Raw genomic sequence first — 5,185 nt, 5'->3', positions numbered from 1 at the left:
GCCACCGGTGCGCACCCGGGCCGCAGTGTAGACGTCGGCCAGGGTACAGACGTTGGCAACCGTCGCGTTGAAGCCGAAGCCGCCGCCGGCGGAGACACCGCAAGCCTCGGCGCAGGCGCCATCATCACGGTCCTTTCGACCGGCATGAAGTTCACCTCCCCGGCCCGCGCCTTCCCCACTGAAACCCCGATGACCGTGTCAGAGGACCACTATTGGCGCGGCTACCGCGAAGGACGCGGAGACCAACGCCAACAACTCACCGACCGAGAACACGACCTCCAACGCCAAGAAGACACCATCTTCGCCGCAGAAGACCACCTCAAGCAGATGGCCGAGGCTCTTCTCGGACACAGCACCGCATCGTAGGACACTGTGCCGCTTGACCAGCCACGGCCGACGCATCGCCGGTTCATGAGAACGTCGCCAAGCAGCACGCCGTGGCAGCATGACATTCACTTGCGGGACAGCCTCCTTCAGGACGGACGGAGCCTTCACTGTCAGCCTGCGCGGAACCGCGGCGCCCCGCTCAATCCAGCTGGGGGCAGGACCCTTCGACCGATGTTGTCAGGCTCGCGAGTCCGCCTCGGAGGTTTCGGTGGCCTCCGCCCAGTGTTCTTCCGAGGAGTCGATGACCGTGTTGAGGACGTCCACTGCGGTGGCGATTGCAGAGCCATCGAGGGAAGCCGCGCGCATACGGTTCTCGACGTCCACCATCCAGGCGGTCTGGGCCGCTGCTGCGTCGGCCAGCTTCTGCCGACCCGTTGTTGAGGGAACCAGCAGTTTCGCCCTGGCATGACGCGGGTTCGGGGCCCAGGTGGCCAGCCCGGCAGCAACGAGGTCGTCAGCCACCCGCTGCACGCTCTGCCTCGCGAGCCCCAAACCGTGAGCAATGTCTGCCACCGAGCTGGGCTCGGCGCCGGCAGCGGAGAGCACCTGCCAACGTGCCGCGGTCAGTCCGTGATCCTCGGCCACGCGCTGCGCTGTGTAGAGCAACTCCGCCTGGAGAGCGGCGACGGGGGCAACCAGGGACGTGAAGGCAGACGCAGACGAAGACACGAATCATGACAGTACCCTGCCTTCGGGGAATCGTTCGTCACGGGGTGCCTGACGGCGGGCACGGTCGTGGAGTACGGAAACACCACAGGGGCATGTCTGGACAGGACTTCCGGGATGGATTGCGCTCGTGTGAAGGTGGTGTGACAACGCGGGGGAGCGCGTCGCGAGACACAAGAAATTGTCATCCGGCCGGTAATCTTGGGCTCATGGATGCTACTGCCGTTGAACAGGCCGGATGGACGCGTGTTGGGGACCATGAATGGGTGCGCACTGAGCGCCCGGCCCACGTGAACCTGGGCCTCGTGGTAGGAACGGAGCGCGCACTGGTGGTCGATACGGGTGCAGGTCCGCGCTCGGCCGGTCGGCACCTGGAAGCGGTCAGGCTCATCACCGACCTGCCACTGATCGCAGTCAATACGCATCACCACTACGACCACGCGCTCGGCAATCATGCCTTCGCCCAGGCCGGCGTGACGGAGGTGTGGGGTCATCCCGCCACCATCGAGGCCCTCGATGGTTACGGCGAGCAGCAGCGCGCAGAGATCACCGATGAGGACGACGAGCCGGAAATGAAGGCAGCGTCAGGTCCCGGCACCCGCATCATCCCGCCCACTCATGCTGTGACCGGGGGATTGCAGGAACTGGATCTGGGCGACCACGCGGTCACGTTGACCCATCTCGGTCGTGCACATTCGGCGGGAGATCTGCTGGTGGCGTCGTCCGGAGTCCTGTTTGCGGGCGACGTCGTGGAACAGGGGAATGCGCCGCAGTTCGCGGATTCGTTCCCGCGGGAGTGGCTGAAGGTGATCGGCAAGATCATCGCCCTGGACGAGATCCACGAACACATCGTTCCCGGGCACGGGCAGGTCATGAGCCCCGACTTGGTGCGCGGTCACTACCACCGTTTGGACCAGGCCATCCGCGTCGCGGAAGCAGCGCTGGACGAGCACGCGACCGATGCCACGAAGTCCATCCCCGTGCTGCCATTCGGCCCCATTCAGTCGCGTTACTTCCTGAACCGTTTGAAGGAGACTCGCGACGAGGACGTGTGAGTCTCAGGCCCGGCGGAGGTGTGAGCCTCAGGCCGGGCGCAAGGCACTAGGGCGCGCCCACCTCGACGCCCACACGCCCAAGAGCGGGTAGACGGTCAGCGCTACTCCGATCACGGCGAGCAGGCCGTACCCGAGTGCGGAGACCGGGTCCTGAGCGGTGGTCCATTCGGAATCGGCGCGTAACCGCGGACCGTCCGGTATCGCGGCCAGCGGCTTGATCAAGATCCCGGCAGTGACGGTGGCAATGAGCCCGATGGTCGACATGGTGACGCATGCGCCGGTGCCTGCCGGCCGGGTGACGCCGGGTCCGAAGGGGGTCAATAAATGCGCCTGCAATGAGTCGGCTCCGGTGGCGTCGTGGCGGTCGCGACGCTCTTCCAGGACGGAGACCACGGAGGCGGCCAGCAGGCCGCATACCGTCACGAGCAGCAATGCCCCGACCACGTCCGATGGGCGGTGCCAGCCCAGAGCCACGGTGGAGAGACCTGCTGCACCGGCCACGAACGCACCGAGGCACCCCCAGATGGGGCGGAGCCCGGGCCCCAGACTGAGCAACAAGGCCATGACACCTGCAGCGGCAACGGTGGTGTGCCCGGACGGGAAGGAAACCACATTGGCCTCAGAGATCCCGAAGGATGGCCTTTCCAGCACCTCGCGTTTCAGCAGTTGAGTGAGCAGGATGGCCAGGAGTCCACCGGCAGTGGCGACGAGAGGCCCAAGCAGAGTTTTGCGCACGATCATGCACAGCAGCACGCCGACGCCGCAGGCAATGCCCACGGCTGCGGGAAGGTTGTCCAGGGCGGTGATGAGGAGTTCTGGAGCATCTCCGTAGCGCACCAGTCGCAGCGCAGCCACGAGGGCTCGCTCGTCCGCGTACTGTCCGGAACGGGTGGTCACGAACACCAGATAGACGCCTACGAAGGCAGCCACGAGCGCGGCCAGCGTGACTACGAGCAGCACGGTGGCCCTCACGGGGTGGGCGCGGCGTACCCCGCCTGCGGCGGTCTCCGCGGTGGAGTGGGGGCGCCCGTCCGCGCCGTGCTGCTGCGACATGCCACCAGAATGGCACGCCAGGCGTGGAACTTGCTGCAAACGACCTAGTCTTGAGGCCATGATCACGTCCCACGACCTCCCACCTCTGGCCAACGATCTTCCCCCGGTGGAGGAGATCATCGACAGGATGCGGGTCGTGGAGTTGCCCATGGCCGTGCGTTTCCGCGGCATCACGACGCGCGAGGCCGCTCTCATCGAGGGTCCGGCGGGGTGGGCGGAATTCTCACCGTTCCTGGAGTACGGCCCGGAGGAGGCCTCACGTTGGCTGGCCTGCACCGTGGAGGCCGGGTGGCAGGGGCTCCCGGCTCCGGTTCGCAACTCGGTTCCGGTCAATGCGACCATGCCGGCCGTGGATGCCGCTGCCGTAGCCGACGGCGCCGTGGAGGAGATCCTGGCCCGCTACGACTCCGACGGGCTGCCCGGAACCGTCAAGATCAAGGTCGCGGAGCGTGGCCAGACCATGGCCGACGACGTGGCTCGGGTCGCGCGCGTCCGCGCGCTACTTCCGCACGCAAGGATTCGTGTGGACGCGAATCAGGGCTGGACCCACGATCAAGCGCTGGCCGCATTGGAGGAATTGGGCCCATTCGATTTGGAGTACGCGGAGCAGCCGGTCCCCGGGATCGAGGGCCTGGCCCGCCTGCGTGAGGCACTTTCCGCCCGAGGTCTTCCGGTGCGTATCGCCGCGGACGAAGCCGTGCGCAAGGAGACCGATCCACTGGCCGTGGCTCGAGCCGGAGCCGCTGACTTGATCGTCGTGAAGGCGCAGCCGCTCGGCGGGCCCCGCCGAGCGCTGGCGATCGTTGAACAGGCCGGGCTGGACGCGGTGGTGTCCTCCGCGCTCGACACCTCGGTGGGCCTCCGCATCGGTGCCGGTCTCGCAGCCGCCCTCCCGTCCTTGCCTTTCGCCTGTGGTCTGGGCACGGGGTCCCTGTTCGTGAAGGACGTTGCGGATCCGCCGTACGTGGCCCGGAACGGTGCGCTGGACCTCTGCACGGTGGACCCGGACCCGGAACGCCTGGAAGCGCTGGGCGTCCCCACCGCCCGGCGTACGTGGTGGGAGGACCGGCTGAGGGACTCCTATCGGGTGCTGGCTGCCGCGAAAAACTAGGATGGGTCCATGACCTCTTCCGCGTCCCGTCCCGATGTCGCACCACACAGCATCGGTACCGCACAGAACAACCTGGACGCGATGACCTCGGCTCGCACCGTCGTAGAGGGACTGGCCCGAGCTGGGGTGAACCATGTGGTGCTCTGCCCCGGGTCAAGGTCGGCGCCGCTGGCCTACGCCCTGGCCGAGGCCGGTTCGGGACTGGGGTTGAGAGTCCACGTTCGTATCGACGAACGGGATGCAGGCTTCCTGGCCGTGGGCCTGGCAGCCTCGACCCGTACCTGCGTCCCGGTGATCACGACCTCCGGCACCGCGGTGGGGGAGTTGCTGCCTTCCGTGATGGAGGCCAACCACGCAGCGTTGCCTCTGCTGGTGCTGTCCGCGGACCGCCCCGCGGAATTGCACGGAACCGGCGCCAACCAGACCACGCACCAGGCCGGTCTGTTCGGAACACACGTGCGCGCTTCCCTGTCCGTCGCCGCAGGCGAGCATCCGAGCGCGGCGGTGAGTACCGCCGTCGGGCATTGTCTGGGCACGCCGGAGGCCGCCCCGGGGCCCGTGCAGTTGAATCTGTGCTTCCGCGATCCGCTCACGCCGCTTCCCGAACTCCGTCAGCCCGAACCCCATCGACCGTGTCCACCGCAGACTTCCCAGAACGTGTCGCGAAAGTCGGGATCGTTTCGGCTCCAGGGCGCGCAGGAGTCGGACACCAGGCACCTGGCCGACGTAGCCCAGCGGTTCGGCGCAACCGCCCGCCACGCCGTGGTGCTCGCCGGGAACGACGCGGGCCCGGTGGCCTCCGACTTTGCCTCCGCACTCGGGCTGCCACTCCTGGCCGAGCCGAGTTCGAACGCCCGCTTCGGCGCCACAGCTGTGGGGACGTACCAGTACCTCTTGGGCGCGCTCGGGGCGG

Annotated in this window: 6 protein-coding genes; 4 read left to right on the top strand and 2 right to left on the bottom strand. The window is 67.3% G+C overall.

From position 1 onward, the window contains the following. A partial coding sequence (locus Q0A15_RS14405; RefSeq protein ID WP_291280217.1) for a hypothetical protein occupies positions 1–366 on the top strand: 366 nt, incomplete at its 5' end. A 198-nt stretch (positions 367–564) separates the two neighbouring features. Here Q0A15_RS14405 and Q0A15_RS14400 read toward each other — a convergent pair. Further along, a complete protein-coding gene (locus Q0A15_RS14400; protein ID WP_291280216.1) occupies positions 565–1,056 on the bottom strand; it encodes a MarR family winged helix-turn-helix transcriptional regulator in 492 nt (163 codons plus the stop codon). A gap of 263 nt (positions 1,057–1,319) precedes the next feature. On the opposite strand from Q0A15_RS14400, the gene Q0A15_RS14395 reads away from it, so the two are divergent. After that, entirely contained in the window at positions 1,320–2,108 is a 789-nt protein-coding gene (locus tag Q0A15_RS14395) for an MBL fold metallo-hydrolase (RefSeq protein ID WP_291280215.1), read from the top strand. A gap of 27 nt (positions 2,109–2,135) precedes the next feature. On the opposite strand, the gene Q0A15_RS14390 is transcribed toward Q0A15_RS14395, so the two are convergent. Continuing rightward, positions 2,136–3,161: a phosphatase PAP2 family protein gene (locus Q0A15_RS14390; protein ID WP_291280214.1), complete on the bottom strand. Its 1,026-nt coding sequence runs from the start codon at positions 3,159–3,161 to the stop codon at positions 2,136–2,138. Positions 3,162–3,219: 58 nt separating this feature from the next. Between Q0A15_RS14390 and Q0A15_RS14385 the strand changes: the two genes are divergently transcribed. Then, entirely contained in the window at positions 3,220–4,272 is a 1,053-nt protein-coding gene (locus Q0A15_RS14385; protein WP_291280213.1) for an o-succinylbenzoate synthase, read from the top strand. A 9-nt stretch (positions 4,273–4,281) separates the two neighbouring features. Next, on the top strand, positions 4,282–5,185 hold a 904-nt coding region (gene menD, locus Q0A15_RS14380; RefSeq protein ID WP_291280212.1), incomplete at its 3' end, for a 2-succinyl-5-enolpyruvyl-6-hydroxy-3-cyclohexene-1-carboxylic-acid synthase.

The sequence above is a fragment of the Galactobacter sp. genome (assembly GCF_022712295.1).
Lineage (GTDB): Bacteria > Actinomycetota > Actinomycetes > Actinomycetales > Micrococcaceae > Galactobacter.
The sequence above is the reverse complement of the archived record's forward strand: the minus strand, read 5'-3'. Positions and strand labels throughout refer to the sequence as shown.

Bases quoted from the DNA above. Each gene is read 5' to 3' on its own strand.
- Q0A15_RS14390 (WP_291280214.1), bottom strand. From the start codon at position 3,161: ATGTCGCAGCAGCACGGCGCGGACGGGCGCCCCCACTCCACCGCGGAG.
- Q0A15_RS14385 (WP_291280213.1), top strand. From the start codon at position 3,220: ATGATCACGTCCCACGACCTCCCACCTCTGGCCAACGATCTTCCCCCG.